The organism is Rahnella sp. P4_A8, from assembly GCF_056402435.1.
Genome location: NZ_JBFUHK010000054.1, coordinates 1 through 24,678, shown reverse-complemented (window position 1 = coordinate 24,678; position 24,678 = coordinate 1). Strand labels below are relative to the sequence as shown.

The window sequence follows — 24,678 nt, the reverse complement described above, 5'->3', positions numbered from 1 at the left end:
GAGCGACTCAGGTCTTAAAATAACCGTATCCGTTTTTTTCACGGGGTTAAAAACCACATCGACGTGATTTTTGTCGACACCCAACTCTGTCAGTTGATTTTTTATTTCATCGCTGATCGCAAAATGATGTTCTGCTGATAACAGATAATGCGGGCGATACCGCTCCCGGGGTGGAAGATGCATCCATGTCGATAAAACAGTCTTATGCGCAGAAAAGGTAATTGCACGACGTGCCATTAAGCTGGGTATTGTATTAAGTGTAATGACATGTTCTGGTTTATATTTTCTGATAAAAAAGAGAAGCCGCAGAGTATGTATGAAGTTTTTTACTTTTTTATTTCGTAGTGTGCAGACACTTTCAAATAGCACGGCATTATCGAGCCAGGATTTTGAGTACGTCTTTTCACCACTATTGATGACGAAAAAACCCGCCTCAAACTCTTCACTCTTTTTGAGTGCTGATATTACCTGGCTGGTCACGTTTTCCATGCCGCCACGCCCGATAAGTAAATCTGTCACAAGCACTATTTTCTTTTTATTAATAACTTCTTTTTCTTTAGTTATCATAGTCCAGTCTCTTCACAGCCCTCAAACCGCGAGAGCAATATTCAACCTTTATTTCTCAACACATATTTATACAAGGTTTATCAAAAAACAGGCATTCCCTTCACAAGGGCGGACATCTTACCTTAAAATGACAGGCCATTCATGTACAAAACAGACACAAACGTAACCTTGTCTTAAAAATTAGAGAATTCCCAATACTGACAGAGCCTGTAAAACGAGGGCGATCTGATACAGGTATTTTGTTTATACAACGAACCGGAATTCATCCTGTTTGTATTAAGGATAATAATGACCCAAAACCCAAAGCACATAACAACATCGTTCATATTTCACACACGATAATTACCCGTAATCAAAATTTTCATATGAAAATGGGGTTGCCACACACTTTTCTGATCTCCATCACCAGCGCCTCTGCGGCAGGTGAAAGCAGACTTCCGGCGCGGAAGGTCAGGCCAATGGCGCGGTGCGTATCGGCCAGATCCAGCGGCAGTTTAACCAGTTCGCCGGATTCAAGCTCATGCTCAAGCTGGCGGGCTGATACTGCTGCCAGCATGTCCGAACCGAGCAGCAGCCCACGCACAATCCCCAGATCACCGCTTTCCACCACCGGGTCCGGCGGCGGTATCCCCATGGCGGCAAAACTGTTATCCAGCAGGTGTCTTGCCGGGGTTTCAGCACGCGGCAACACCCAGCGCGCCTCGCGCAGAGTTTCCTGCGTGACATTTTCTGCCAGCAACGGATGTCCTTTTCTCGCCAGAATCACCATGCTTTCGGTAAACAATGTTTCTGTTGCCATATCAGCCGCATAATCACGGGATCTCAGCGCGCCAAAAATAAAGTCCACTTCGCCGGACCGCAGCTCGGACGCCAGTGCGCTGAAGGCACTTTCGTTGGTCACCACTTTCACGCCGCTGTAGCGCTGCGTCAGGCCGATAATCGCCTGCGGCAGTAAGCGCGTGCGCCCGAGTGGCAAAGCGCCAACCTGCACAGTGCCTTCCAGCACACCGCGACGGGCGGCAATGTCGGCGGGAATATGACGCAATTCATTAAGCGCACGACGCAGGTTCGGCACGATATCCTGCCCCGCAAGTGAAGGCATCATGCCATGCGGTGTGCGTTCCAGCAGCGCAACACCGGCACCGTTTTCCAGTACTTTCAGCGCAGCACTGACCGCGGGCTGGCTGAGGCCGAGCAGCGTGGCGACCGTCTGCATATGCCGGGTTTTACACAGAGAGATAAAAATTTGCAGACGCCGGACGTTAAACAGATACAGCGGTTCGGTATCACCGCGCCTTTGCCCGCTTTTGCCCTGTAATTTCGCCAGCTGTGAGGGGATCTGCCGCAATTCGGCAATCGCCCGTCGCGCACGCGGCAGCACGCATTTACCGAAATCCGTCAGCAGCATGCCGTTGGCGTGACGTTCAAACAACGGAACGTCGAGGGACTGTTCCAGATCCCGTATCGCCCGTGTTACCGCAGATTGTGTGCGGTACAGTTCATCAGCCGCGCGGGATACACTTCCCTGGTCGACCACCTGACAAAATGCTCTGATTTGCATCAGGTTACTCAGCATCTCAGACTCTGCCATCCCCTTCTCCCTTCAGCTTTTTTTGCGTGACCTTTCCCTGCAATATAAATAAAACGCATACCCCCTGCAATCAAATGAATTACCCGTCGCAGACTCAGACTGACAGCATGGAACTCAGACTTTTTGAGAACAAAAAACCAAGGACATCTCCATGACTCAGCCAAAAAAAGAGAACACTAAAAGTGCATTAGTCGTCAGTGCCCACTCTGCCGATTTCGTCTGGCGTGCGGGTGGCGCCATCGCCAGACATACTCAGGCCGGTTACGCCGTGCACATCGTTTGCCTGTCGTTTGGTGAACGCGGTGAGTCTGCCAAACTGTGGCGCAAAGGCAATATGACCGAAGAAGTCGTGAAAGCATCACGCCGCGAAGAAGCCATGGCCGCCGCCGAAATCCTCGGGGCCAGTGTCGAGTTTTTCGATATGGGCGATTATCCGCTGCGCGCCGACAAGGAATCGTTGTTCCGTCTGGCCGATGTTTACCGCCGCGTACAGCCGCATTTTGTGCTGACCCATTCGCTGAAAGACCCGTACAACTACGATCACCCGATGGCGACGCATCTGGCACAGGAAGCGCGGATTATCGCGCAGGCAGAAGGCTATAAGCCGGGCGAAACCATTGTCGGTGCACCGCCGGTTTACTGTTTTGAACCACATCAGCCGGAACAGTGCGACTGGAAACCCGATGTTCTGCTCGATATCACTGATGTCTGGGACAAGAAATATCAGGCCATTCAATGCATGGCCGGTCAGGAACATCTGTGGGAATACTATACCCGCGTCGCCCAACAGCGCGGCGTGCAGGCCAAACGTAACGTCGGGATCACCAGCACCAAAAACATCGTTTACGGCGAAGGCTATCAGAGCCTCTTCCCGCGAGTGACGGAGGATTTAGCATGAGTCTGGTCGGCAAAAAAGGCGTCGTGGTTCGCCATATTCCACGGGCAAATAAAGCAGATGTATCGGCACTGGCGGCTTTTGGCGTGGCGACGGTACATGAAGCGCAGGGTCGCAAAGGCTTGCTGGATGCGGGCATCCGTCCGATACAGCAGGATTGTGCGATTTCCGGCAGCGCCGTCACCGTGCTCACCGCACCGGGCGATAACTGGATGTTCCATGTGGCAGTGGAACAGTGTCAGCCGGGCGATATTCTGGTGGTTGCGCCAACCTCGCCCTGTTCCGACGGCTTCTTCGGCGATTTGCTGGCAACGTCACTGAAAGCGCGCGGCGTGGTCGGGCTGATTGCCGATCTCGGCGTGCGTGATACCAAAACGCTGCGAGATATGGGTTTCCGCGTCTGGTCACGGGCCGTTCACGCGCAGGGTACGATCAAAGAAACGCTCGGCTCCGTGAACGTGCCGGTGGTTTGCGCCGGACAGTTAGTGAATCCGGGCGATGCCATTGTGGCCGATGATGACGGCGTTGTGGTCATCCCCCGCCAAGAGGTCGCGCAAGTGGCACAGGCCAGCCGTGAGCGTGAAGCGCTGGAAGAAAGTAAACGTGCCAGGATGGCAGACGGTGAACTCGGATTGGATATCTACAATATGCGCCCGCGTCTGGCAGAAAAAGGCCTGAAGTATTTCGATTCGCTGGAAGAACTGGAAAATGCCGCAAGGCGCTGAGGAGCCGATATGCCGCAGACCCGAATCCCCTGCCTGCTGATGCGCGGCGGGACGTCAAAAGGCGCATTTTTTCTGGCGGACGATTTACCGCACGAGCAGGCCTTACGCGACAATGTGCTGCTGGCGGCGATGGGTTCCCCCGATCCGCGCCAGATTGATGGCCTTGGCGGCGCCGATCCGCTGACCAGCAAAGTGGCGATTATCCGCCCTTCGGCACGCCCTGACGCCGACGTCGATTATCTTTTTGCGCAGGTTAATGTCGATAAAGCCGTGGTGGATTACGGACAAAACTGCGGCAATATCCTGGCTGCCGTTGGCCCGTTCGCCATTGAAAGGCAACTGCTGAGCGCGGTTGAAGGGATTACCCCGGTGCGGATCTTCATGGAAAACACCGGCCAGATTGCGACCGCGCATGTGCCGGTAAAAGAGGGTCAGGTGTGCTATCAGGGGGAGTTGCGCATCGACGGCGTACCGGGCACCGCGGCCAAAATCAGCGTGGAATTTGCCGATATCGCCGGTTCAAGTTGTGGCGCGTTGCTGCCAACCGGTAACGCCCGTGACACGTTTGACGGTATCGACGTCACCTGCATCGACAATGGCATGCCCGTTATTCTGCTGCGCGCCGCCGATTTCGGGCGCAGTGGTTATGAAAGCCGTGAACAACTGGATGCAGACACGGAGCTGAAAAAACGCCTCGAATCCATCCGCTTACAGGCGGGCCCGAAAATGAAACTCGGCGATGTCACGCAGCGCACCGTGCCAAAAATGACATTAATTGCCGAACCGCGAAATGGCGGTGCCATCTCCAGCCGGACGTTTATTCCGCATCGCTGCCACGCCTCGATTGGCGTACTCGGCGCGGTCAGCGTCGCCAGCGCCTGCCTGATCCCCGGCAGCATCACCGAAGGGCTGGCACATACGCCGTCCGGCAACACGCCTTTAATCAGCGTGGAACATCCGGCCGGGGAATTCAGCGTGGAATTACAACTCGATCCGACAAAAACAGGGGCAGAACGGCTGGCTGGCTGTGCCCTGTTACGTACCGCAAGGCTGATTTTTGAAGGCCGTGTCGCCATCCCCGCCAGCATCTGGGACGGTCATCAGGACGATCAACAGGGATCTCATCATGAATAACGTGACCCGCATTACCCTCATCGGCCTCGGCGAAGTGGGCACCATTCTGGCAACGGATCTGAAAAAGCAAAATCCGGCACCGGATATCGTGGCGTTTGATAAGCTGACAGATTCAGCGGTTATCCGGCAGCGCGCCCGTGACGCCGGAGTGCATTTTGCGCCGTCACTGGAAGACGCCGTGAAAGGCAGTCAGATCATTTTCTCCGCTGTGACCGCCGCCGAAGCGTTGAATGTGGCCGGTGCCGTCGCCCGGCATCTCGCACCCGGTCAGTTCTTTCTCGATCTGAATTCAGTTTCGCCGCACACCAAACGCGAAGCGATGGCGCTGATTGAGCAGGCGGGTGGCAATTACATTGATGTCGCCGTCATGGCCCCCTATCCGCCTGCAAGGCTGAAAACCCCGTTACTGCTGGGCGGCACACATGTTTACGCGATCAATGAATGGCTGAATGAAACCGGATTTAACAGCAAAGTTCACAGCAACACCGTCGGAGAAGCCTCCGCCATTAAAATGTGCCGCAGCGTGATGATCAAAGGCCTGGAAGCCCTGACCGCCGAATGCCTGAGCGCCGCACGTCAGTACGGCGTCGAGAAAGAAGTGCTCGCCTCGTTGCACGCCAGCTTTCCGTCACTGGGCTGGGACGGACCGTTTCCGCATTATCTTATCAGCCGTATCGCTGAACACGGCAAGCGCCGCGCCGAGGAAATGCGTGAAGTGGTGAAAACACTGGAAGACGTCGGCGTCGCGCCCAACCTGAGCCGGGGAACCGTACTTGCCCAGCAGGGGCTGGTGGATGCGCTGGCCGCGAAGGGGATCAGGTATTCGGATCTGGAGCCGTTTGACTGGGGGAGGACAGTAGATCTTTTACGAAAATAAGTTGTCCCTTTCTCACCTGACCGGAGGAGAAAACCGGTCAACTCCCTCCCCTGCGAAGGGGAGGGTTGGGGTGGGGTATTACAGAGAAATCATAGCGTTGAAGTTTGCTTTGGCACGTTTTTACCCGGCGGATACTTCAACAATCGTTTCGCCATTAATACCCCCTCCCCGCCTCCCCCTTCGCAGGGGGAGGAGCTAAAACCAAACTCTGGTCAGATTTAACTGGCGTGCTTCCTTCCCTTCGCAGGGGGAGGAGCTAAAAACTACACCCGCTCCGGCATAACCCGATGACACCTCGCCACCACGCCGCCCGCCCCATGCACAAGATCCTGCGGCATCTGACAACCATCCCCGGCCAGCGGACAACGTTCGCGGAAGTAACATCCCATCGGCAGGTTACGGTTGCTGGGTAATTCACCTTTCTTATCGACTATCCCTTCATCAAGCTGACGACCGGCGCGCGGAACCGAATCCAGCAGCAGACGGGTGTAAGGATGTTGCGGTTCGGACAATACTTTTTCCGCAGTGCCCAGCTCGACAATTTGCCCGAGATACATCACCGCCACGCGGTCACTCATGTGGCGAACAACCGACACATTGTGAGAAATCAGCACATAAGTCAGGTTGCGCTGGCGTTGCAGTTCCACCAGCAAATTAAGGATTTGCGCCTGCACTGATATATCCAGCGCCGAGGTCGGCTCATCCAGCACGATGATGTCTGGCTCTGAAGACAGCGCACGGGCGATAGAAATACGCTGACGCTGACCGCCGGAAAACTCATGCGGCAGACGGTCGAGGTATTCCCTGCGGATCCCCACCTGCTCTGCCAGCGTCGCAGCCAGTTCACGACGCTCGCGGCTGCTGTTGTGTTTTTGCACGAACACCGGTTCGGTGATGATCCGCCAGACCGGCAGACGTGGATCCAGCGACGACTGCGGATCCTGAAACACCATTTGCATGCCTGAACCGAACCAGGAATTGTCATGGCGTGCGCGGTGCACTTCGCCGCTGCTCGGCTTCTGTAAGCCCATCAGCAACTGCGCCAGCGTACTTTTCCCGCAGCCGGATTCCCCGACAATGCCTAACGTTTCGCCGCGGATAATATTGAGATCCAGCCCGTTCAGCGCGTGCACATAACTGGTGGGTTTGCCGCGCCAGTTATAACTGGCCGCGAATCGCACGCGCACATCCTGCAACTCTACCAGTGCCTCAGCCATCATCAGGAATGCTCCTCAATGCGTTGAATGTGGATGTCGCCGGCATAACGCTGCGGATGCCAGCACGCAACAGATTGCTGCGGAAAATGCGGCAACGAGGCCAGCGCCGGTGTCGCAATGCAGCGGTCATCGGCATGATTGCAGCGGCCACGAAACGCACAGCCCTGCGGCAGTTTGGCCAGATTCGGCACCGTGCCCGGAATGGCTTTCAGCAGGCTGCGCGGCTCGCCGTTTTCCGGCGCGGCCTGTAATAATCCGATGGAATACGGATGCGACGGCGTGTCGATCACATCCGTCGTGTTGCCGCTTTCAATGACGTGTCCGGCGTACATCACGTACACCCGGTCGCACAACTGGGACACCACCGCCATATCGTGAGTGATAAATAACACGGCGGTTCCGCTGGCACGGGCTTTGCGCTGGAGCAAACGCAAAACCTGACGCTGCACCGTAACATCCAGCGCCGTGGTCGGTTCATCGGCGATAATCAGCTCCGGCTCGCAGGAAAATGCCATGGCGATCAGCACACGCTGACGCATACCACCGGAGAGTTCGAACGGATAACGTGACATCACCTGCTCCGCATCGGCAATCTGCATGTCCTGCAGCAGGCCGATGGCTTTTTGCCACGCCTGTGCCTTGCTGAGTTTTTGGTGCAGACAAATGACTTCGCACATCTGACGGCCAATTTTACGCGTCGGATTCAGGGCGTTCATCGGCTCCTGGAAAATCATCGCCACGCGCGCGCCTCGCAATGTGCGCATCTGCTCCTCACTGGCGTGAATCACGTCGGTGCCGAGCATGCGTAACGCACCGCCGGTCACGGTAAAACCGTCAGGTGGCAGCAGGCGCATCGCCATCATCGCCGTGACCGATTTGCCTGAGCCGGATTCACCGACCACGCCGACGATTTCGCCAGCGTTCACTGAAAGCGACACCTGATTCAGCGCTTTCACTTCTCCGCCGTAAACCGGAAAGACCAGTTGCAGATTGTCGATTTCCAGTACCGGCGCCTGGGATTGTTCAGTCATCTCAGCGCCCTCTGCTTTTCGGATCCAGCAGGTCGCGCAGACCGTCGCCGAACAGGTTAAAACCGGTGGCGGTAATCAGAATAGCCACACCTGGAAAGGCTGAATACCACCATTGATCGAGAATATAATTGCGTCCGTTGGAGACCATCGCGCCCCACTCTGCGGTCGGTTGTTGAGCGCCCAGGCCGATGAACCCTAACGTTGCCGCCATCAGAATCGAGGTACCGATATCCAGAGAAGCCTGGACCACCAGCGGCGGCATCACATTGCGCAGCACGTGCCAGGTAATGAGATGCCAGCGTGACGCGCCGAACGTCCGCGTAGCCTGCATATAAGCCTGATGACGCAGCATCAGCGTCTGACCGCGCGCCAGCCGCACATAAAACGGAATGCGCACCACCGCAATCGCCAGCATGGCGTTAAACAAACTCGGCCCGAGCGCGGCGGCCAGCGCCATGGTTAATACCAGCGACGGCACCGACAGCATGATGTCCATACAGCGCATAATCAGCGCATCCACCACACCGCCGACCACGCCGGAAAAACAGCCAAGCAACGAGCCTGTCGTGCCCGCGATGATCACCACCGCCAGCCCGGCGGCTACGGATTGCTGGCTACCTATCAGCACACGACTGAACAGATCCCGCCCGACTTCATCAGTCCCAAACCAGTGCAGCGCGGAAGGTGCCTGCAAGCGGTCGGTCAGGCTGATGGCGTTCGGATCGTGCGGCACCAGCCACGGCGAAAAGATCATGATGAAAAGCACAATCAGCATGATCGCCAGCCCTAACATCGTCAGCGGACTGCGGCTCAGCAAATAGAATGTGCGCCGCCAGTTGGCAAAGCGCGGTTTGACATCTGGCGCAACGATGTCAGCCCGATGATTATTGACGCCCGGTTCAATCACAGACATTGGCTCACCCCTCACGGCCGATGCGCGGATCGATCCACACATACAGTAAATCGACGCATAAATTGACGATGACGTAGGCAAACGACACCACCACCGCAAAACCCATCACCGCCGGGAAATCCAGCGCCTGAATCGAATTCACCACGTACGCGCCCATACCCGGCCAGGCAAACACCGTTTCGGTCAGCACCGCGCCATACAACAAATCGCCCATCGCCAGCCCGAGCACGGTGACCGACGGGATCAGCGCGTTCGGCAAGGCGTGGCTCAGGATCACCCGCCAGCGTGACAACCCGTTAGCCCGCGCCGTCCGAATGTAGTCTTCACTCAGTTGCTCAAGCATCGCCGAGCGAATTTGCCGCGCCACGATCCCCATGTGTACAAACGCCAGCGTCAGCGCAGGCATCGCCAGATGTTGCAGGCTGTTCCAGAAGGCGTCCCGGTTACCGGTCAGCAGGGAATCGAGCACATAAAAGCCGGTGATATTGGCGGGCGGATCCATCCAGTCATCCAGCCTTCCGCCGCCCGGCAGCAGGTTCAGATGCCCGTAGAACAGGATGATGACGCCCAGTCCCAGCCAGAACGCAGGCGTGGAAATGCCGAGCACGGAAAGCAGACGCACCAGATGATCCGGAAATTTATTGCGGTACACCGCCGACAACACGCCCAGCGGAATGCCGAGCACAATCGCCAGAAACAGTGCGCTGACCGCCAGTTCCAGCGTCGCCGGGAAGAACGCTTTCAGGTCTTCGAGTACCGGACGACCGGTACGGATCGACGTGCCCAAATCGCCGTGCAACAAATCGCTGACGTAACGGAAAAACTGCACGTAAAGCGGCTGATTCAGCCCCAGTTGCTCACGGATATGTTCGACCATTTCATTGCTTGCACGGTCGCCCGCCAGCAGCCGCGCCGGATCACCCGGGATCATATGCGAGATGATAAAAGTGATAACGCAAACGCCCGCCATCACCAGTATCAGACCCCAGCAGCGCTGGCGAATCAGAGTCCAAAAAGTCATAGTTTTTCCCCGTAAAACCCCTTTCAGGTCGTGAAAGGGGTTTTCGTGAATGATATTGCGGTTATTGCTTATGCATCTGACCAACATTGAAGACTTGCTCAAGCATCGGGTTGAAAACAAAGCCTTTAACGTCTTTGTTCATCGCCACCTGATAGTTTTTCTGGAACAAATACACGTATGCCGCTTCGTCGATAACGATTTTCTGCGCCTGCTGGTAATAGTCGGTGCGCTGTTTCTGATCGGTCACTGACACGGCTTTTTTCAGCAACGCATCCACGTCAGGATTTGAGTAGAAGGAACGGTTACCGGGCAGGCCTTTTTTGTCGGACTCAAACCAGTAGTTCATAAACATGTACGGGTCGGCGAAGTCCGGGCTCCAGTTACCAATTGAGATGTCGTAATCACCCTGCCCGATGCGGTCACGCATGGTGGCGTTAGCCAGTTTTTCCAGCTTCACGTTAATCCCGGCCTGGCCGAGGCTGGCCTGCACGGAAAGCGCGATGGATTCCCAGTTCGGATCGTTATCGGAGTACAGGAAGTCCAGCGTCTGCGGCTTGTCTTTGACTTTCTCCAGGTCAGCTTTGGCCTGCGTCAGATCTAAGGTGTATTGCTTCGCCGTCGGGTCGAAACCCCACATGCCATCAGGAATTGGCCCGCGCATTTGTTTGGCGTTACCGCCGAGAATGCCTTTCACCATGCCCTGATAATCCACGGCAGAAGAAATTGCGCGGCGTAAATCCACCTGATTCAGCGGCGTTTTGCCGTTATTGAGATACAGATAGGTCACGCGCAACGACGGGAATTCTTCCACGGCGACTTTATTTTCTTTTTTCAGGGCAGCCAGCTGGTCCATCGGCAGGGAATCGGCAATGTCCAGATCCCCGCGCGACAGTTGCAGGCGGCGGGTGGCGCTTTCACCGATAATTTTCACGGTCACACGTTTAAAGGCTGGTTTTGCGCCGCTGTAATGCGGATTGGGCACCAGCACCAGTTGCTGACCTTTTTGCCAGCGATCGAGTTTATACGGGCCGGAACCGGCAGTATGTCCCGCCAGCCACGCCTTACCTTCATCGGCCGGATTGGCTTTGGCAATCGCCGGATTGACGATACCCGCGCCGTCATTCGCCAGTGTATAGAGGAATGGCGCGAACGGCGTTTTGAGCGTAAAGGTCACCGTCATCGGATCGACAACGGTCACCGTCATGTCTTTCGGGAAGGCTTCCGACGGCCCCTGACCGATTTTCATCAGTCGTTCGAACGACCATTTCACCGCATCGGCATTGACGTCGGAACCGTCATCAAATTTAGCGCCCGGCTTGAGTTTGAAGGTCCAGATCAGTTGATCCGGTGATGCCGTCCAGCTTGCCGCCAGATCCCCTTCAACCTGCGTCGAGCCTTTGCCGTCTTCGGTTTTATACTGCACCAGACGCTGATACGCCGGATACGTGACCGTCCAGTCGTTGTTGTCGATAGTCACCGCAGGATCCAACGTTTGCGGATCGGCTGCTTTACCAATCACCAGCATGTCTTTCGGCACGGCGGCCTGCGTGGCAAAACTTAAGCCTGACAAGGCGAGAAAAATGGCACCGGCGACCTGTGTTTTCGTATTTTTGCGGAACGTGTTGATTGCTGTGTTGCTCATCTGAKAACTCCTGGCTCTGTCAAAAAGTGATAAGAGACGTGCAATAATTACGCGGCATTAACCGGCGGATAGCAGCCGAACCGCTCTTCCAACAACGGATACGTTTTGGCATCCGGTAATTCAAAGTGCCACCACTCGCTGGTGATACCCTTAAAGCCACCCGCCGCCATCACGGCGTTAAGCAGCAAGCGGTTACGCTGAATATGTGGCGGTAAATCAGGGTAAAACGGATGCGATACTTCGGTCATTTCATCGAAGCCCGCGCCCATATCCACCGCCTCACCCTGCTCATCCAGCAAGGTCAGATCCACCGCCACACCGCGGCTGTGGTGCGAACCGAGTCTGATATCCACCACATAATCCGGATTCGGAAACGCCGCCCACAAACAGGCCTGCGCCGCCTGCGGCCGGTAAGCGTCATAGATTTTCAACGTGAATCCGGCCAGTTTCGCGACTTCGTTACAACGAACCAACGCCGACGCGGCATCGGGATGCAGCAGGCAGAGGGATTCGCGATAAATCGGCTGACCGGTCAGGTTATCGGCGGTGGCATATTTCAGGTCGATCACCGCATCGGGCAGAATTTCAGCCAGATCGATCAGGGCAACATCAGGTGTTTTCGTATTCATCAATAAATCTGTCCGCTGGTTTAGAAGTTCAGGATTCAAATTGTCCGAGCTGTTTTTGCAGGATGCGGTTATTCGCCAGGCGCTGTTCTACATCGTGACCGCGCAGTTCGAGCACCGCCGAGCACAACAGATTGAACAGGCAGCTTAGCGGCGCCATCGAGTCCCAGAACTGGCCGGTGTCGGTTTTCACCTGCAATAAATCCACCGGATAATCGCGCGCCCACGGACAGTAAATGTCGGTGATCAGTGCCACGTTCAGGCCGCGTTCACAGGCAGCTTCGCAATAAGTTTGCGCCATCTTCGAATAGGCACGGGTGTCGGTCACCACCAGATAAGGCTGCGCGAATTCCGAATTCAGGGATTCGACATAGGTGCCGGAAAGCCCGTCGGCGAAATAGACTTTTGGCCGTAAGTACTCGAGATAACTGGAGAAGTTGTTGGCAATGCCGCGTACCGACTGGATACCGAGAATAAACACCGCCTCCGCATCGGCCAGACGGCGGCTGACCTGTGCAAAACTGTCAGTTTGCGCCAGCCGATACACGTGATTAATGGCTTCGAGTTCGAGCGTCAGCGACTGTTGCAACTTTTCCTGCTGCGGCTGTTTGCTGCGTTCGCGATAAGCGCCCAGACGGTCGGTAACCACCCACGGCTGATATGATGTGCCGCTTTGCAGGCGCAGCGTTTGCTTGAAGTGATCGAGATTGCGATAGCCGAGACTGCGCAGATATCGCCCGACAGAAATGCCACTGGTCGCCGCGCTGCGCGCAATGCTGTCCGCCGTTTCAAACGGGATCTGTGCAAGATTTGCCAGCAGATAGCTGGCAATGCGTTTGCCCGTGGGTGTCTGCCCGGCAAACGAGGCTTCGATTTGTTCAATCACATCCTGCGCTGGCTGCATCAGTTAATCCCCTGTTGCTTCATTGTCAAAAAGCTAGCCGTTGTTAGTAAAATAACAATGCACGGGGTGTGCCAGTTTCGAAATATGAGTGAAATTTGTGCAGCAGATCTGAATTTATGACGATTTTATGGCCGGTGGCTGGCAAAAAACTTGCAGAATAACGGCCAGAATAAAACTTACCGATAACCCCTGCACAACAATCAGGCAACTTGTGAATACTTTTAGTGCAATACAGACGTGAAAAGGCGTGACGTACAGAAAAATGGCAGAGGTTTTAATCACTTTGCCTTAATAGTCAACAAGTTGAATATTAAGAAAGCAGTCAGACAACTTTTTTCGTTAACCCTTTGACATGCCCACAGGCAGTCGCTATTATTCGCCCCGTTCCAACGATTCCTCTGTAGTTCAGTCGGTAGAACGGCGGACTGTTAATCCGTATGTCACTGGTTCGAGTCCAGTCAGAGGAGCCAAATTAGAAAAGCCCGCTTAAGGAAACTTAAGCGGGCTTTTTGGTTTTTATACGCCGGAGCCCCTGCCTGTATGGCGTTGAGGCAATCAGTGAGCATGAAAACCTTCCCGCTGCATTTTCAGTTTCCCCTCCGCACCGGGAGAATTTGGTGGTCAGATTTGGGGTCAGGTGAGTTCGATTCGGGTTGATACGGAACCACGGCTTACCGGAGGTAAACCCTGCATTCTGGCTGTTTGTGCGCAGAATACTCCCGCAGACAGAGCTTAACGTTGATAAATCCGTGTTTCATAGGGCCGTAAAATGTGCAGCGCTCCCTCATCCTGATAGTTACCCAGTAGCAATTGCGCACCTTCCAGCGCCAACTGTTGTGAATCAACCTCTTGTGGACAGGCGCTGAAATTACCGATCACCAGGATCTGCTGATTTTCCAGCGTACGCAGATAGGCGTAAATATGGGGATGGGAAGGCAACAGGAGTTGATAGTTTCCCTCAATCAGCGCTGGCATCTGCCGCCGCAGGCGGATCAGCGCACGATAAAAATTCAGAACGGAATGGTTATCTTCGCGCTGCTGCGCGACGTTGATTTCGCGGTAATTGCTGTTTGCAGGAAACCAGGGCGTCACGGAGCTGAAACCGCCATGAATGCTGTGATCCCACTGCATCGGTGTACGTGAGTTATCGCGCCCGGTACGGCTAAGAATTGCCAGAATGTCTGACTCCTCCATGCCCTGTCTGCGCATTTCACTCGCACGTTTTCTTGCGGCAACATCGTCAAAATCATCCAGGCTGGCGAAATGCGTATTGGTCATGCCGAGCTCCTGTCCCTGATAGATAAACGGCGTTCCTTTCATCAGGAAGTACATAGCCGCAATGGCAGTCGCACTCTCACGATGATAGTTTTCCGCGTCGCCCCATCCTGACACCACGCGGGGAAGATCATGGTTCTCGACGTATAACGCATTCCAGCCTTTATTTTCCAGCAGCGTCTGCCAGCGCGTGAAAATATCTTTTAAGCCCATCAGATCGAGGCCAGACTGCGCTTTAGTGTGTTGACCGTCCTGCCACAGCTTTACGTGCTCAAACTGAAAGATCATATTCAGTCTGCCGCGCTGCTCACCAACCCACTCCTCGCCCTGTTCAGCGGTGACGCCGTTCATCTCACCGACGGTAACAATGTCGTAGCGGCTGAGTACCTGTTCACACATGTCATCGACGTAATCGAGCAATCCGTCATAATTCAGATGGCGTTCGAACGACGGCACATAAGGGAGTCCCTGCGGATTAGGCATGTCACTGAATGCTGGCTCTTTTTTCATATGGCAGATAGCATCAATTCGGAAGCCGTCCACGCCTTTATCAAGCCACCAGCGCATCATGGTGTAAATGGCCGAGCGCACGCCGGGGTTCTCCCAGTTGAGATCCGGCTGCCTTTCAGAAAACAGATGTAAAAAGTACTGCCCGGTGGCCGCGCTATGCTTCCAGGCGGACCCGTTAAAAATGCTCTCCCAGTTATTCGGCTCCCCACCCTGTTTACCGTCGCGCCAGATGTACCAGTCGCGTTTCGGATTATCGAGGGAGGAACCCGACTCCACAAACCAGGGATGTTCATCAGAAGTATGATTAACGACCAAATCAATAATCAACCGCATCCCGCGCAGATGAACCTGCTTCAGCAGGTGGTCAAAATCGGCCATCGTGCCGAATTCTGCCATGATTTGCTGGTAATCGCTGATGTCGTAGCCGTTGTCGTCGTTGGGTGACTGATATATCGGACAGATCCAGATCAGATCGATCCCCAGATCCTTAAGATAATCGAGTTTTTCAGTTATGCCGTTAATATCGCCAATACCATCGCGGTTGCTGTCTTTGAAGCTGCGTGGATAGATCTGATACGCCACGGCCTCTTTCCACCAGTTTGCCATCAGAGACTCCCGATTAATAAAGCAAAAGATTCATAGGGTTGCAGTTGTAAACGCGCACCCAGTTGCTCACGTGGCGCATAGTTACTGATCAGGCACTGGCCCTGCAACGACTGCAGGTTGTCCGGCACGTCAAGCGTCAGAGGTTCACGGGTGAAATTATTGATCACCACCAGCGTCTGGTCGCCCGACGTGCGTAACCAGGCAAAAACCTGCGGATGGCTGTTGAAAATCTGCCTGAAGTCGCCGTGAACCAGCAGCGGTTGTTGCTTACGCAGCGCCACCAGTTTCTGGTAGTGGTAAAAAACAGAGTTGGGATCGTCAAGCGCCGCCGCCACGTTTATCTGTTTATAATTGGGATTCACGTCAATCCAGGGCTGTGATGTTGTAAAACCAGCATGCTGACTGCTGTCCCACTGCATCGGCGTTCGGGCGTTATCGCGACCGTTGGCGTGGATCCCCCTCATCATCTCTTCGTGACTGACGCCTTCGGCCACCCGTTCCTGATACAAATTCAGACTTTCAATATCCCGATAGTCGTCAATACGCGGAAAGCGCACGTTGGTCATGCCAATCTCTTCGCCCTGATAAATGTAAGGCGTGCCTTTAAGGCAGTGGAGCGCTGTGGCCAGCATTTTTGCCGACTCGACGCGATACTGACCTTCATCGCCAAATTTGGAAACGGCGCGTGGCAAATCGTGATTGCTCCAAAACAGCGAGTTCCAGCCGCGGTGGGCTAACGCTGTCTGCCATTTGTCGATAACAGCCTTGAAACGCAGCAGATCAAAGGGCTTGTTGCGCCACTTTCCATGATGTTCATCCCAGAAAAGCCTGATGTGCTCAAACTGAAAGACCATCGTCAGTTCCTGCCGCGCTTCGGCGCTGTAAAGCAGTGCATCTTCCGGCGTTGCACTCCACGTCTCACCAACGGTTATGCTGCCGTACGGGCCAAAGGTGGCGCGGTTCATCTGATGAAGATAAAGATGCAGATTTTTACCGTTCGCCATGATCTGTTGATCGACGTCTTTGCCGATCAGGTCAATAACATCCATTCTGAACCCGCCGATACCACGCGCCAGCCAGCGGTTCATCATCGCGTGGATGGCGGCACGTACGTCGGGATTTTCCCAGTTGAGATCCGGCTGGCGCGTTGAAAACTGGTGCAGATAATATTCCCCACTGGCCTTATCCAGTGTCCAGGCGCTGCCGCCAAAATGGGAACGTTGATCATTGGGCGGTCCGCCGTCAGCCGCCGGTTTGCGCCAGATGTAGAAATCACGGTAAGCACTGTTTTTTGATGTCAGCGCATCAATAAACCACGGATGCTCATCGGAGGTGTGATTGACAACCAGATCCATCAGAATGCCGATATCCCGTGCTTCTGCTTCCGCGATCAGATGCTCCATTTCAGCCATCGAGCCAAAAATATCGGCAATATTCTCGTAATCGGAGATGTCATAGCCGTTATCGTCCATCGGCGAACGATAAACCGGCGACAGCCACAGCATGTTGATGCCGAGCTGCTGCAAATAGTCGAGTTTACTGATGATGCCGTTGAGATCACCGGTACCGTCACCGTTACTGTCCATAAAGCTGCGCGGATAGACCTGATAAACCACGGCATCCTTCCACTGCTGTGCGCTGTGCATATCACTCATGACTTTCTCTTCCCTAAACGAATTAATGATTCATGGTCAGATGGCGATGGAACGCCCGACCGTGACTGTCGAACAGGTAACAGCGCTCCACCGGCAGCCGCACGCCAACGATCTCGCCAACCTGAATGGCTGAACGTTCTGCGTGACGGACCACCCAGGGTTCACTGGCATTGCCGTTATCCAGATACAACAGGGTTTCGTTGCCCATCTGCTCAACAAACATCACCTCTCCCTGATATTCACACTCTTCCCGATTGCCGCTGCGAATATGTTCCGGGCGAATACCCAAGTTCACGCTGCGGCCCTGTGCCGCTGCCGGCGTGGCAACAGGCAGAACCAGCGCCTTGCCGTTATCCAGCTCGACCACGCTTTGTTGTTCACCCGCCTGGCGCAGCGTGGCAGGAAGCAGATTCATCTTCGGCGAACCGATAAACTGCGCCACAAACTCATTGGCAGGTTGGTCGTACAGCTCCAGCGGCGTGCCCACTTGCTCGATGTTGCCCTGATTGAGTACCACAATACGGTCGGCAAGCGTCATCGCCTCGACCTGATCGTGGGTGACATAAATAATGGTGACGCCCAGACGTTTGTGCAGGGCCGACACCTCCATGCGCATCTGCACGCGCAGGGAAGCGTCGAGGTTTGAAAGCGGTTCGTCGAACAGGAACAGGCGGGGTTCACGCACGATGGCACGGCCAATCGCTACACGCTGGCGCTGGCCGCCGGACAAGTCTTTTGGCCGTCGCGCCAGCAGGGGTTCGAGCTGTAAAATACGTGCGCACGCACGCACGCGCTGGTCGATTTCGGATGCCGGATGGCGCGCAAGCTCCAGCCCAAACGCCATATTCTGATAGACGCTCATGTGCGGATAGAGGGCATAGGACTGAAATACCATGCCAATGCCGCGTTCTGCTGGCGTGTCATCGTTCACATAGTTCCCGTCGATATACATGCCCCCGCCACTTATCTCCTCAAGCCCGGCAATCATCCGCAGTAGTGTTGACTTGCCGCAGCCGGAAGGCCCGACGATCACCACAAACTCTCCGCTTTTAATGTGCAGATCCAGCGATTTGATGACCTCTGTCTTTGCACCATAGCGTTTTTGAATCTTGTCCAAGGTCAGTTGCGCCATATTCCCCTCCGAATCCATGATGTTGTTATGCCGGAAGCTCCCGGCATCAATAGAGTCTGTTTTTATTTCAGATAGTTAAGCCATGGGCTCTGACGAGAAATCATCACATCCACCAGTTCTGGAATAGCACGGCATTTGTTGTTCACCGGGTCAACCAGCAGTGCCTGAATCACCAGATCGCGGGACCCTTCAAGGATGGCCTCCGCCGTCAGGTCGTGGATGGCAACCTGATTACTGAGTAACCCGCCGATACCGGCCGGGACATCGATCTTGATCCCATGTACACCTTTCCGGTCAATAATCGCAGGCACTTCCACGGCGATAAACGCTGGCAGTTGTTTGATAAATCCGCGGTTCGGAATGTTGACGGCGGCCTCCTCATAGCCTGAGTCGGTCAGAATCCCTTCGATGACGGGCACCACGCGCTCCTTCAACTTAAGCTCAATCTTCGGCTGTACCTCACCGAGGTAGTTACGATAGAAAGTATAAAAGTCGAGAATGCCGCGATGATCGCTGACCTCGCCCGCCCAGCTGATGTATTCGCCAAAATGGCTGTCGCCGGTGATCGGCAGGTGGTGGAACTTCTCAAGGATTTCTTTGAATAACGTACGGTCTGCCCAGGGATACGAGCTGTCTTTGCCGCCGAGCGCATGACGCTCGGTGCTGCCTTCGGTTTCCACCCACTTACCGTGGGAGCGGGTATACGCCAGGATGTCGCTGTAACCCGGCAAAGTCGCGAAATAGTCCGGGGCTTTGGCCCTGACGTCGGCATACGCGTCTTTACCACTGTCTTTATACCGGGCTTCTAACAGCACGCTGAAGTGGTTGAGGCCACCCGAACGCAGATTCAGATTATCGAAGGAGGTTCCCAGCATTTCAGGCAGATAGCGCTCAAGGGACGCTATTTCGTGACACATGCCAACAAAATTCAGCTCAGGGAAGGCACGATGCACGGTGGTACAAATGCGGCTCATCGGATTGGAATAATTAAATATCCAGGCGTCAGGGCAAATGTTGGCCACGTCGGCGCAGATGTCCAAAATAGGCGGAATAATACGCAGCGCATGGAACAATCCCCCCGGGCCGCCGTTCTCGCCATAGACCTGCTGAATGCCATACTGCTGCGGGATTTGCCAGTCAAGATCCCACAGGGCAAAACGATCGCCCACCTCAATCGAGATAATCACAAACCCGGCACCGCGCAACGCCGTGGCACGGTCAGTGGTCGCACTGACGATAAAGGGGAGATCTTCTTTTGCCAGGAAATCACGGGCCGTCTTTTCCGTTACCGCCAGCGAGGCCGGATTGATGTCATGGAGTACGATTTCACTGCCGTACAGCGCGGTGCTCTGGAAAATGTCACCCAGCGTACCGTAACCAAACTGCGCACTGCCTGCGCCCACTAGAACAATTTTTGTAGCCATATTATTCGGGTCTCCTGACGATACTGATTGAGGCATCAGCCTTTGACTGCGCCGTTGGTTAATCCACTGACAATGCGTCGCTGGAAAATAAGCACCAGCACTACAATGGGAAGCGTGACGATGACTGAGGAAGCCATGATGGCGCCCCATGGAAGTTCGAATTGGGAAGATCCTTGCAACATACTGATCGCCACGGGAACGGTTCGCTTGTCGCCGGAAATCACAAACGTCAGAGCAAACATAAATTCATTCCAGGCGCCGATGAACGCCAGCAGTCCGGTCGTCACCAGCGACGGCCCCATGATGGGCACAAAGATACGGCTGATAATGGTCCAGGTGCTGGCACCATCGACGATTGCCGCTTCTTCCAGCTCGACGGGAATCGCCTTCATAAAGGTGGTCAGCACCCAGATTGTGAAGGGTAATGAAAAGGTGGTGTAGGACAGGACCAGCGCGCCAAGCGAGTCATACAATCCCATAAACCGCACCAGCTCAAACATACCTGACAGCACAGCCACCTGCGGGAACATGGACACACAGAGAATGGTGAACAGCAGATACTTTCGCCCTTTAAAACGAATGCGCGACAGCGCAAAAGCAGCCGTGATTGACACCAGCAGACACAGACCAACAGTGAGCGTTGCCACCACCGCCGAGTTAAAGAGGCTGCGGGCAATGCCGTTATCCATCAGCGCGGTCACGTAATTCCCCCAGTTCATTTCATCGGGCAACCAGATCACGGTGAACAGATTTGCCCCCGAGCGTAGCGAGGTGATAACCGCGTAGTAGAACGGGAACAGGCAGATCAAACAGGCAAATGCAGATCCTGCAAAAATCAGTGAACGCTGTGCGAGTTTTTGCTGCTGACGTTTCATTTTCATGATTATTCCTCTCCATTGCGGCGGCGACCCAGCATCAGGAAGCAGGCTGCAATCCCTGCCACCATCATGAATACCAGTACCGACGCGGCGGAACCGGATCCCATTTCCTGATAACTCACCAGCAAATCTCGTGCATAACCCGACACCGACACGGTGGCTTCACTGTTGGAGGTCAGGATATAAATCAGATCAAACACCCGTAGCGCATCCATGACGCGGAAAATCAGCGCGACGATCATTGCCGGCATAATCAACGGCAGTGTGATTCGACGAAAACGCTGCCAGGTATTGGCCCCGTCAATCCGCGCCGCTTCATACAGATCGCGCGGAATCAGCTGCAACGCGGCCAGCAGCATCAGCGCCATAAACGGTGTGGTTTTCCAGACATCGACGATGACCACCGCCCACATGGATAACCCCGGGTCTGCTACCCATGCCAGCGGGGAGTGAATAACCCCAAGCCTGAGCAACAGATTGTTCACCACCCCATACTGGTCATGGAACATCCAGCTCCACATTCTGGCGGACACAATCGTCGGGATCGCCCACGGCACCAGAATGGCGGTTCGCACCAGCCCCTGACCGCGAAACTTCTGGTTCATCAGCAAGGCAAGCAGCATGCCGAACACCAGTTCAAGCGACACCGACATCACGCTGAAACGCAGCGTGTTACCAACGGCCTTCCACCACAGCGGATCGGCCAGGACGCCGTAATAATGGGCACCGTCGGCCAGGTCAACATAGTTGGTGAAGCCGACAAAACGGTAATCATCGGGCGAATCCAGCATGGCATCGGTGAAGCTGTAAAACAGTGTGCGGAACAGCGGCCAGCCTGCAACGGCAGCCAGTAACAGAAGAGATGGCGCCACCAGCAGCCAGGCGATACGGCTGCGGCGTAGCTGATAACCGGGCTTGCTGCGCTTCACCGCGCGGCTGCCGACGTTATCGTCAGGAAGTGATAGTGAGGGTGTTTCTGGCTTCATGCGTCAAACTCCGGACCGTTAATGGGGACGCTGAACTCAGCGCCATCCTCTGGCTTTAATTCTCTCCAGCCGCTGCTGCAACTCTGCCACTGCGGTCGCCCCGTCGCTGTCGCCACGCAGCACGTTGTAAGTTGCGTTATAAATCGCTTTGGAGACCTGCGCGTACTGGCGTTTGGTCTGCGATGCAGGGCGAGGCCTGGCCAGCAGGAAGATCTCTTTAAACTCGGCGAGATAGGGTGCCTGCGCCAGGACGTCAGGATCGTCATACAGCGCGGTGCGCGACGGCGCCCTGCCCATCAGCGTCAGCCCTTTCTTCTGTGATTCGGCACTGCTGACAATTTTTAACAGCGCCAGCGCGGCTTTCGGATTTTTGGTGTAAGCGCTGATCGCCCAGTGCCAGCCGCCCATGGTGCTAACAGAGGTGCCGTCCTCGCTCCGGGGTAACGGAATGACGCCGACTTTGCCACGGATCGGGCTGCTGCGGTCTTGCGCCAGCGTGTAGGCATAAGGCCAGTTGCGCATAAACAGGGCATCACCGTTCTGGAAGACCGGACGGGACTCCTCTTCCATGTAACCTAATGCTCCCGGTGGAACGATTTTCCCGATCCATGCCGCGGCCATATCCAGCGCCTGTGCGGCGCGTTGATTGTTGATGGTGATATTGCCGTTAGTATCAATAAAACTGCCGCCCTTCTGCGACTCCACCCACTCCAGCGCATTGCAGGTCAGCCCCTCATAGGCTTTGCCCTGAAACACCAGCCCCCAGAAGTTTTGATGTCCCGCTTCACGCTCACCTTGTTGAACCAGCGTGGCAATACGCGTCAGCTCGCTCCAGGTCACAGGCGGCTTTTGGCCGTATTTCGCCAATAAATCTTTGCGATAAAACAGCGCGCCTGCATCCATGTAAGCGGGAATGGCTTTGACACGACCGTTAACGATGTCGTTTTGGAACGCGTTCGGGAAAAAATCATTGCGGATATCACTGACGCTATCTGTTAAATCCAGCAGATGTTTATCCAGCACACCGATCCAGACGGTGTCGGCCAGGAAGAGATCGATCGCGCCCGAATCTTTGGCGGCAAATATCTGTTGAAACAACGACAATTTTTCATTCGAGGCAGGTGGAAGATCGATAAATTCCAGCGTGTGGCCGGTCTGCGCTTCAAACTGCTGTTTAATGTCGTTACAGAACTGACGACTTTCCTTGCCAGGCGGACATTCCATACGCAGGGTGTCGGCATGAACCAGACTCGATGTCAGGGTCAGCGTGGCTGCAACCAGTCCCGGGATTACTCGTCTCATGGCTTACTCTCAGGTCGTGGCGGGAATACCGTCATAGGAGGAAAATAGCGAAGCGGAGACATTGGTGGAAATTGATTTTCACTGCTAAGGTATACAAATTATCTATACCACCTGGGAAATGTGTGATCTTGGATAAAATTCTGCGGCAGTTTATCGAAGTGGCGATGTTCAAAAATGTGAGTCATGCAGCAAACAAACTTTGCCTTAGTCAGCCGACACTTACGCATAATATGAAGAAGCTGGAGGAGAATCTGGGCGTGCAACTGCTTGTGCGCACCTCAACGGGCGTGAAAACGACCGAGTACGGCGATCTTTTGCTGGAGCAGGCGCAGATGATGCAGCGTATTTATGAAAATACGCTGAGTAAACTGGCGCTTATCAAAGCGCGTCAGGTGCAGAGTTTGCGGATGGGCACCGGGCATGCCTGGTGGCACATGTTTGTACGCGACAGTTTCAACACTTACCGCACGCTGCATCCCACGGTAAATATCCATATCGATCAGGGAAATCACCTGCGACTGATGGACTTACTGCTTGGCGGTGATATCGATCTCTTTATCGGGCATGAGATTCAGGGGCTGAATTCCAGGGCAGGCATCACCTTTGTGCCGCTGTTCAGCGTCACCGACAGCCTGTTTGTCCGACGCGGGCATCCGTTAGGCAACAACGTCATCGACCCCTTCCAGCTGCAAGACTATCCTTGCGTTGAACTGACGCCGGATGAAGGGCGTTTTCAACACATGGTCGAGGACATGCAACCCAAAAGGCTGGCGCGCAACCAGATGCATCTTGAAGATAGGGTGATCTGGTCAACTAACTCGATGATGGCGGCGATAGACATGGTCAATGATTCCGACGCCATCATGCTGAGTTATCCGACGTGCATGGCGGACTACTTTGCGCGTTACGGCATTATACCGCTGCAAACCACGCAACAAAGCCCGCGCTATAACGTGGGCTTTTATATGATGCGGGAGAAGATGGATGCGGCGCACGTGGTGCAGATGCAGGCATTGATGCAAGAGCATCTGGCGCGGGTCAGCCACCTGCTGGTCTGACTATTTTTGAGTTAACGCCGTCAGCGCCTGATACAGCGACCGGGTATTGCCCGGTCCGACCACCAGATGATACTCCGTGTCGCATTGTGGTGTTTCTACTTCAAGTACAGCCCGAATGGCCTCCGGTGCTTCTAATGCCTGCCTGTCGAGCAGGGAGGCATCGCGTACCTGCATCCGGATCCTACTGGCACAGTAGGTCATTTTAGTGAGGTTATCCGCGCCGCCAATTGAGTGAACAACTAACGCTGCCAGTTGTTGGGTTTCCATATTCTCTCCTGATAGCCCTTAATGTTTCCGCAGCAGCATAAGTCTGACGTTCAATAAAGTGAAATCGATTTATTCGCAAGCGATATAGACGTTGTCTATATCTTTACGGCAGGGCCTCTGCCATTGAATACCTCAGGCATTTCCAGTTTTCCCTCCGCTCCGGGACAATCATCCCCTCCCGGATGGGGGTTTAACGCTGACAATCAATAAGCGCGACGTAACGCCGCGCTTTGATTTACATGCAGAATACGTTTTCACTCGCTTACTGCGGAACAGGTGTCACCAACGGCTCGCCAGCAAAATAGGCGTTGACATTTTCCAGCACCAGACGCGACATCTCTTTGCGCGTCGCCCAGGTAGCACTGGCCATATGCGGTGTGACCACCACATTTTCCCGGTGTAACAATGCGTGCGGGACGTGCGGTTCGTCGGTGAAAACATC

Annotated in this window: 22 protein-coding genes, 1 tRNA gene and 1 pseudogene; 6 read left to right on the top strand and 18 right to left on the bottom strand. The window is 54.7% G+C overall.

Annotated elements, in window-relative coordinates:
• Both AC1DUO_RS19510 and AC1DUO_RS19505 read right to left on the bottom strand, forming a co-directional pair.
• Positions 1-567, bottom strand: a 567-nt coding sequence (locus AC1DUO_RS19510) for a glycosyltransferase (RefSeq protein WP_477988384.1), incomplete at its 3' end; no start/stop codon positions are given.
• A gap of 361 nt (positions 568-928) precedes the next feature.
• Positions 929-2,158 carry a LysR family transcriptional regulator gene (locus tag AC1DUO_RS19505; protein WP_013575972.1) on the bottom strand — a complete coding sequence of 410 codons (1,230 nt, stop codon included), beginning with the start codon at positions 2,156-2,158 and terminating at the stop codon, positions 929-931.
• 151 nt (positions 2,159-2,309) lie between these two features.
• Between AC1DUO_RS19505 and galB the strand changes: the two genes are divergently transcribed.
• From galB to AC1DUO_RS19485, 4 genes are read left to right on the top strand one after another with little or no spacing between them, the layout of a single operon-like run.
• Positions 2,310-3,056, top strand: a complete 747-nt coding sequence (gene galB, locus AC1DUO_RS19500) for a 4-oxalmesaconate hydratase (RefSeq protein WP_013575973.1) — start codon at positions 2,310-2,312, stop codon at positions 3,054-3,056.
• A complete protein-coding gene (locus tag AC1DUO_RS19495) occupies positions 3,053-3,778 on the top strand; it encodes a 4-carboxy-4-hydroxy-2-oxoadipate aldolase/oxaloacetate decarboxylase (RefSeq protein WP_013575974.1) in 726 nt (241 codons plus the stop codon). The genes galB and AC1DUO_RS19495 overlap by 4 nt, the downstream gene beginning before the upstream one ends.
• A 9-nt stretch (positions 3,779-3,787) precedes the next feature.
• Positions 3,788-4,912, top strand: a complete 1,125-nt coding sequence (locus AC1DUO_RS19490; RefSeq protein WP_119261751.1) for a 4-oxalomesaconate tautomerase — start codon at positions 3,788-3,790, stop codon at positions 4,910-4,912.
• A complete protein-coding gene (locus AC1DUO_RS19485) occupies positions 4,905-5,789 on the top strand; it encodes an NAD(P)-dependent oxidoreductase (RefSeq protein WP_119261752.1) in 885 nt (294 codons plus the stop codon). Before AC1DUO_RS19490 ends, AC1DUO_RS19485 begins: the two co-directional genes overlap by 8 nt.
• A gap of 263 nt (positions 5,790-6,052) precedes the next feature.
• On the opposite strand, the gene AC1DUO_RS19480 is transcribed toward AC1DUO_RS19485, so the two are convergent.
• The 7 genes from AC1DUO_RS19480 to AC1DUO_RS19450 form a co-directional block, all read right to left on the bottom strand.
• Entirely contained in the window at positions 6,053-7,009 is a 957-nt protein-coding gene (locus AC1DUO_RS19480; RefSeq protein WP_119261753.1) for an oligopeptide/dipeptide ABC transporter ATP-binding protein, read from the bottom strand.
• Entirely contained in the window at positions 7,009-8,037 is a 1,029-nt protein-coding gene (locus AC1DUO_RS19475; protein WP_119261754.1) for an ABC transporter ATP-binding protein, read from the bottom strand. The genes AC1DUO_RS19480 and AC1DUO_RS19475 overlap by 1 nt, the downstream gene beginning before the upstream one ends.
• A gap of 1 nt (position 8,038) precedes the next feature.
• Positions 8,039-8,950, bottom strand: coding sequence for a D,D-dipeptide ABC transporter permease (ddpC, locus tag AC1DUO_RS19470; protein ID WP_013575979.1), 912 nt, complete (start codon positions 8,948-8,950; stop codon positions 8,039-8,041).
• A 4-nt stretch (positions 8,951-8,954) separates the two neighbouring features.
• Positions 8,955-9,971 carry an ABC transporter permease gene (locus AC1DUO_RS19465; RefSeq protein ID WP_015690085.1) on the bottom strand — a complete coding sequence of 339 codons (1,017 nt, stop codon included), beginning with the start codon at positions 9,969-9,971 and terminating at the stop codon, positions 8,955-8,957.
• A gap of 61 nt (positions 9,972-10,032) precedes the next feature.
• Positions 10,033-11,613 (bottom strand): ABC transporter substrate-binding protein, encoded by a 1,581-nt coding sequence (locus AC1DUO_RS19460; RefSeq protein WP_013575981.1) that lies wholly within the window; start codon positions 11,611-11,613, stop codon positions 10,033-10,035.
• A 47-nt stretch (positions 11,614-11,660) separates the two neighbouring features.
• Positions 11,661-12,242: a D-alanyl-D-alanine dipeptidase gene (gene ddpX / locus AC1DUO_RS19455; RefSeq protein ID WP_013575982.1), complete on the bottom strand. Its 582-nt coding sequence runs from the start codon at positions 12,240-12,242 to the stop codon at positions 11,661-11,663.
• A gap of 28 nt (positions 12,243-12,270) precedes the next feature.
• Complete coding sequence (locus AC1DUO_RS19450) at positions 12,271-13,143, bottom strand: MurR/RpiR family transcriptional regulator (protein ID WP_119261755.1); 873 nt, start codon at positions 13,141-13,143, stop codon at positions 12,271-12,273.
• 394 nt (positions 13,144-13,537) lie between these two features.
• Here AC1DUO_RS19450 and AC1DUO_RS19445 point away from each other — a divergent pair.
• A tRNA-Asn gene (locus AC1DUO_RS19445) sits at positions 13,538-13,613 on the top strand.
• 262 nt (positions 13,614-13,875) lie between these two features.
• Here the strand turns inward: AC1DUO_RS19445 and AC1DUO_RS19440 are convergent.
• From AC1DUO_RS19440 to AC1DUO_RS19410, 7 genes are all read right to left on the bottom strand, one after another.
• Complete coding sequence (locus tag AC1DUO_RS19440; RefSeq protein ID WP_119261756.1) at positions 13,876-15,534, bottom strand: glycoside hydrolase family 13 protein; 1,659 nt, start codon at positions 15,532-15,534, stop codon at positions 13,876-13,878.
• Entirely contained in the window at positions 15,534-17,189 is a 1,656-nt protein-coding gene (locus tag AC1DUO_RS19435; RefSeq protein WP_119261757.1) for a glycoside hydrolase family 13 protein, read from the bottom strand. The genes AC1DUO_RS19440 and AC1DUO_RS19435 overlap by 1 nt, the downstream gene beginning before the upstream one ends.
• A gap of 22 nt (positions 17,190-17,211) precedes the next feature.
• The gene (locus AC1DUO_RS19430) at positions 17,212-18,321 is read right to left on the bottom strand and encodes an ABC transporter ATP-binding protein (RefSeq protein ID WP_131637890.1); all 1,110 of its coding nucleotides are present in this window, start codon (positions 18,319-18,321) and stop codon (positions 17,212-17,214) included.
• Between the two features lie 62 nt (positions 18,322-18,383).
• Entirely contained in the window at positions 18,384-19,745 is a 1,362-nt protein-coding gene (locus AC1DUO_RS19425) for a family 4 glycosyl hydrolase (RefSeq protein ID WP_112198473.1), read from the bottom strand.
• Between the two features lie 35 nt (positions 19,746-19,780).
• Positions 19,781-20,626: a carbohydrate ABC transporter permease gene (locus tag AC1DUO_RS19420; protein WP_119261758.1), complete on the bottom strand. Its 846-nt coding sequence runs from the start codon at positions 20,624-20,626 to the stop codon at positions 19,781-19,783.
• A 2-nt stretch (positions 20,627-20,628) separates the two neighbouring features.
• The gene (locus AC1DUO_RS19415; RefSeq protein ID WP_119261759.1) at positions 20,629-21,609 is read right to left on the bottom strand and encodes a carbohydrate ABC transporter permease; all 981 of its coding nucleotides are present in this window, start codon (positions 21,607-21,609) and stop codon (positions 20,629-20,631) included.
• A 36-nt stretch (positions 21,610-21,645) separates the two neighbouring features.
• Positions 21,646-22,911: an ABC transporter substrate-binding protein gene (locus tag AC1DUO_RS19410; protein WP_119261760.1), complete on the bottom strand. Its 1,266-nt coding sequence runs from the start codon at positions 22,909-22,911 to the stop codon at positions 21,646-21,648.
• Positions 22,912-23,033: 122 nt separating this feature from the next.
• On the opposite strand from AC1DUO_RS19410, the gene AC1DUO_RS19405 reads away from it, so the two are divergent.
• Entirely contained in the window at positions 23,034-23,969 is a 936-nt protein-coding gene (locus tag AC1DUO_RS19405; RefSeq protein ID WP_013575991.1) for a LysR family transcriptional regulator, read from the top strand.
• Here AC1DUO_RS19405 and AC1DUO_RS19400 read toward each other — a convergent pair whose 3' ends face one another.
• Entirely contained in the window at positions 23,970-24,236 is a 267-nt protein-coding gene (locus tag AC1DUO_RS19400) for a PTS sugar transporter subunit IIB (RefSeq protein WP_013575992.1), read from the bottom strand. It lies immediately after the preceding gene.
• Between the two features lie 262 nt (positions 24,237-24,498).
• Positions 24,499-24,678, bottom strand: a pseudogene (locus tag AC1DUO_RS19395) (2-hydroxyacid dehydrogenase); the annotation flags it as partial.

Excerpts from the sequence above, each read along its gene's own strand:
- AC1DUO_RS19505 (WP_013575972.1), bottom strand. The coding sequence starts at position 2,158 with ATGGCAGAGTCTGAGATGCTGAGTAACCTGATGCAAATCAGAGCATTT.
- galB (WP_013575973.1), top strand. The coding sequence starts at position 2,310 with ATGACTCAGCCAAAAAAAGAGAACACTAAAAGTGCATTAGTCGTCAGT.
- AC1DUO_RS19495 (WP_013575974.1), top strand. The coding sequence starts at position 3,053 with ATGAGTCTGGTCGGCAAAAAAGGCGTCGTGGTTCGCCATATTCCACGG.
- AC1DUO_RS19490 (WP_119261751.1), top strand. The coding sequence starts at position 3,788 with ATGCCGCAGACCCGAATCCCCTGCCTGCTGATGCGCGGCGGGACGTCA.
- AC1DUO_RS19485 (WP_119261752.1), top strand. The coding sequence starts at position 4,905 with ATGAATAACGTGACCCGCATTACCCTCATCGGCCTCGGCGAAGTGGGC.
- AC1DUO_RS19480 (WP_119261753.1), bottom strand. The coding sequence starts at position 7,009 with ATGATGGCTGAGGCACTGGTAGAGTTGCAGGATGTGCGCGTGCGATTC.
- AC1DUO_RS19475 (WP_119261754.1), bottom strand. The coding sequence starts at position 8,037 with ATGACTGAACAATCCCAGGCGCCGGTACTGGAAATCGACAATCTGCAA.
- ddpC (WP_013575979.1), bottom strand. The coding sequence starts at position 8,950 with ATGTCTGTGATTGAACCGGGCGTCAATAATCATCGGGCTGACATCGTT.
- AC1DUO_RS19465 (WP_015690085.1), bottom strand. The coding sequence starts at position 9,971 with ATGACTTTTTGGACTCTGATTCGCCAGCGCTGCTGGGGTCTGATACTG.
- AC1DUO_RS19460 (WP_013575981.1), bottom strand. The coding sequence starts at position 11,613 with ATGAGCAACACAGCAATCAACACGTTCCGCAAAAATACGAAAACACAG.
- ddpX (WP_013575982.1), bottom strand. The coding sequence starts at position 12,242 with ATGAATACGAAAACACCTGATGTTGCCCTGATCGATCTGGCTGAAATT.
- AC1DUO_RS19450 (WP_119261755.1), bottom strand. The coding sequence starts at position 13,143 with ATGCAGCCAGCGCAGGATGTGATTGAACAAATCGAAGCCTCGTTTGCC.
- AC1DUO_RS19440 (WP_119261756.1), bottom strand. The coding sequence starts at position 15,534 with ATGGCAAACTGGTGGAAAGAGGCCGTGGCGTATCAGATCTATCCACGC.
- AC1DUO_RS19435 (WP_119261757.1), bottom strand. The coding sequence starts at position 17,189 with ATGAGTGATATGCACAGCGCACAGCAGTGGAAGGATGCCGTGGTTTAT.
- AC1DUO_RS19430 (WP_131637890.1), bottom strand. The coding sequence starts at position 18,321 with ATGGCGCAACTGACCTTGGACAAGATTCAAAAACGCTATGGTGCAAAG.
- AC1DUO_RS19425 (WP_112198473.1), bottom strand. The coding sequence starts at position 19,745 with ATGGCTACAAAAATTGTTCTAGTGGGCGCAGGCAGTGCGCAGTTTGGT.
- AC1DUO_RS19420 (WP_119261758.1), bottom strand. The coding sequence starts at position 20,626 with ATGAAAATGAAACGTCAGCAGCAAAAACTCGCACAGCGTTCACTGATT.
- AC1DUO_RS19415 (WP_119261759.1), bottom strand. The coding sequence starts at position 21,609 with ATGAAGCCAGAAACACCCTCACTATCACTTCCTGACGATAACGTCGGC.
- AC1DUO_RS19410 (WP_119261760.1), bottom strand. The coding sequence starts at position 22,911 with ATGAGACGAGTAATCCCGGGACTGGTTGCAGCCACGCTGACCCTGACA.
- AC1DUO_RS19400 (WP_013575992.1), bottom strand. The coding sequence starts at position 24,236 with ATGGAAACCCAACAACTGGCAGCGTTAGTTGTTCACTCAATTGGCGGC.